Source organism: Acetomicrobium mobile (genome assembly GCF_937920065.1).
On the sequence record NZ_CALETC010000228.1, the window covers coordinates 1 to 3,467 of the forward strand.

At 46.1% G+C, this 3,467-nt stretch carries 2 protein-coding genes; both read right to left on the bottom strand.

Annotated features, from left to right (window positions below; translation table 11 throughout):
- Positions 1-490: 490 nt before the first annotated feature.
- Entirely contained in the window at positions 491-2,014 is a 1,524-nt protein-coding gene (locus tag Q7P41_RS08685; RefSeq protein ID WP_303883525.1) for a sodium-dependent transporter, read from the bottom strand.
- Positions 2,015-2,104: 90 nt separating this feature from the next.
- Complete coding sequence (locus tag Q7P41_RS08690) at positions 2,105-3,463, bottom strand: sodium-dependent transporter (protein ID WP_303883528.1); 1,359 nt, start codon at positions 3,461-3,463, stop codon at positions 2,105-2,107.
- Positions 3,464-3,467 lie beyond the last annotated feature (4 nt).

Sequence of the window (3,467 nt, forward strand, 5' to 3'; positions counted from 1 at the left end):
ATAAGAGCATGACAAATCCCATTTAGAAATCACCCCTCATTCAATTGTCAAGGTACAAGACATGTCCATAACGCGCTTTAAAAGATCATCGCAATTTAATAGTTTTTAAAATACATCCTGGGCATTATTTTACAGAATGTCTCATAATACTACAAGTGCGATTGTGAAAGTCAGGTACCCAATCAAGCAAAAAAGGGAGCTCCGCTCTCGTCTCTTAACTATGACTTCTCATTTTCTTCACATCTCCAGAACTTCGCCTTAAAGATAACGACCATGCTGGGCGCATTAAAAAATCGGGAAAGGAGATCTTCCTTCCCGATTTATTTGATTTACTCATGTCATTTTATATTTATTAACACTTGTGAGGAGAAAAACCTTCAGGTTTAATCCTCCCACTCTCCGCCCCCCTTGCCAATACGACTGAAGCAAAAAGCGAGCCCCCCTATGATAATTACGGCCATGAATATGGTTGTTCCAATCGCAGCGTTCGTCATCTAACCTCCCCTCCTTCTTGCTTGCTTATTTCTGTCTTGGACTTCATGCCTTGCAATACGAAGCTAGCGATCAGGACTGCCACCATGATAATCCAAATGAAGTTAGACCAACCCCCATACCCACCATAGGGTTCCTTAAGGTCCTGCATAAAACCGCCGTAAACTACGACGAAAAGAAGTCCTACCGGAACCACAATCTTGATGAGAAAATCCATCCAGGGACCTACCTTGATATCGGAAGTAGCATTCACGTGATCGCGAAGCTTATCGGCACCAAAGACCCACCCTACGACCAGCGAAGCGATGGCGCCACCTATGAGCAAGGTATAGAAGGCCACCGTCCTGTCAACGATGTCGAGCCAATAAAGTCCTCCTTGAGTACAATAAAGAAGTCCGATCAAAAATCCGACTAGGCATCCCCAAAAAGTGACTTTTTTCCGCTCCCATCCGAACTTATCCATCATTGGGACTATGTATCCGGCGTAAGCCAAATAATATGCTGAGCTGAGTCCTATTATCCAAAACATGAGGAAGAATAAAACGCCTGTTAATCGATTTAAAGCAGGCATCAAAGATATACCGACGGGGTAAGTAACAAAAGCTACTCCTATGCCGGCAATGGTCACTTCTTGCAAGGATACACCCAAAGCCTGCATGATATAACCGACAGTGCTAAAAACCGCAAACCCCGCCAGAAAGGCGAAGCTGGTATCGCAAAACACGGTAATAACGGTGTTGTTCGTTATATCTCCCTTTCTAGCGATAAAACGTCCGTAGGCATACATTCCCGCCATGCCGACGGAAAGCGAAAAAGCTATCTGGCTAAAGGCAGCAAACCAAACACCCGGCCCCTTCAAGACCGACCAATCGACATCGAGGTAATAATTAAGCCCCTTCACGGCTCCGGGCAGTGTTAAGCTTCTGATCAATATAGCTATAATCAAAACCCAGGCCAGAACCATGACTACTTCCGATACCTTTCCTACGATCTCGGCCCCCCGGTATATCACGAAATAAATTATGATCCAGGTGAAGGCCAAAGCTCCTACGATTGGCCACTGCAAGCCACCCAGCTCTCCCGGGCTCTCTGAAAGGTTGAGCACTGTTTTGAAGAAATAATCCCCAGCCTGATGAGCGCCGGCTTCTCCGGCACCCCAAGCTAAAGTCATGGAACTAAACATGTAAATTAGGGTCCAAGCCATGATGACGCAATAATAAGTATCAATTAAAAAGGCCGATATGCTTGGAAACCATCCTACCCATTCCCATTTTTTACCTATGCTGTTAAACACGCCAGGTGCCCCTTTTTGAAAATAATGCCCCATTCCAAACTCGGTAAGAAGCCACGGAATCCCGATGGCAAAGATGCCTATGATGTAAGCAACCAAAAAGGCCGCGCCTCCATATTGATAACACATGTATGGGAAACGCCAGACGTTGCCCAAACCGACAGCTGACCCAATTGCTGCAAAAATCATATGACGCCGCTTTAAAAACTTTTCTCTTCCAGCTTCTGCCATACTCCTCTCCTCCTTTTTTAAGTTTTACTCTTGCCAATCAAATAAACAAATTTAATCATCTCTATTTCTTTTTCACCTCCCCTACATTGATTAACCAAAGAACTGGATGTAACCCATGATCAATATAACGGCGATAATTACCGGCAAGACATAAGTCATATAACCTCTCAAGCCCTCTGGGAATTTCGGTCCTATGCCCGTGTTGGCCTCCCTTATGAAATTGTCCCACCCCCATCCGTACTTAGAAGTGCAGAAGAGCACAAAAACAAGCGAACCAATGGGAAGCAAGTTAAAACTTACTATAAAATCTTCCAGGTCGAGGACTACTGATCCTTCTCCAAAGGGTTGAAATCCGCTCCAGGGGCCAAACCCCAAAACGCAGGGAAGGGAAGCTATGAACATGACAAGTATGCCGATGTAAGAAGCTTTTTTCCGGCTCCACTTCCACTCGTCCATGACGAAAGCGATAAGATGCTCAAAAACGGCTATGACCGTGGTGAGGGAGGCAAAGGAGAGAAAGACGAAGAAAAGAGTACCCCACAGCCTTCCGCCCATCATGGAGTTAAATACGTTTGGAAGGGTCACGAAGATCAATCCGGGGCCGGCTCCGGCATCCACTCCGAAGGCAAAGCAGGCCGGGAATATGACCAATCCGGCCATCAGGGCTACAAGGGTATCCAGAATCACCACGTAAACCGATTCCCCGGCAAGCGTCCTCTCTCTGCTCAGATAACTTCCGAATATCAACATGCTTCCTATGCCCAGGCTTAATGTAAAGAAGGCCTGACTCATGGCGGCATAAACCGCTTCCCAACTTAGCTTGGAAAAATCAGGTTTAAGGTAAAAGGCCAAGCCTTTTTCAGCGCCGGGCAAAGTAACGGAACGCACGATAAGAACGATTAGCAATAAGAATAGTCCGGACATCAATATCTTGGTAACCCGTTCAACTCCCGCCTGAAGGCCGATCGAGCAAACGAGAAAACCGATGACGACAGCCAAGGCCATCCACATGGTCAGTTTAGGAGTATTGGATATAAAAGATCCAAAAAAGGCGCCCACCTCCTCAGGAGAAAGCATGGAAAGGTGACCTGCCGCAACATGATAAGTATAGGCCAGGCCCCAACCTGTCACAGTAGTATAGAACATCATTAATATCATGTTCCCAAGCACACCAAGATAACCGTAAATATGCCACTTGGTTCCAGGCGGCTCCAAGACAAGCATCGCACCGGCTAAATTTCTACGGCTAGCTCGACCCATGGCAAATTCGCATACCATGATGGGAAGGCCCATGATGGCCAAAAAAATCAAATAAACTATTACAAAAGCTGCTCCACCATATCGGCCGGTAATATAGGGAAATCTCCACACATTTCCCAGACCTATAGCACATCCTGCGGACACCAATATAAAGCCTAATCTGGAAGCTAACTGTTCTCTCTCAGCCACTGCA

Excerpts from the sequence above, each read along its gene's own strand:
- Q7P41_RS08685 (WP_303883525.1), bottom strand. The coding sequence starts at position 2,014 with ATGGCAGAAGCTGGAAGAGAAAAGTTTTTAAAGCGGCGTCATATGATT.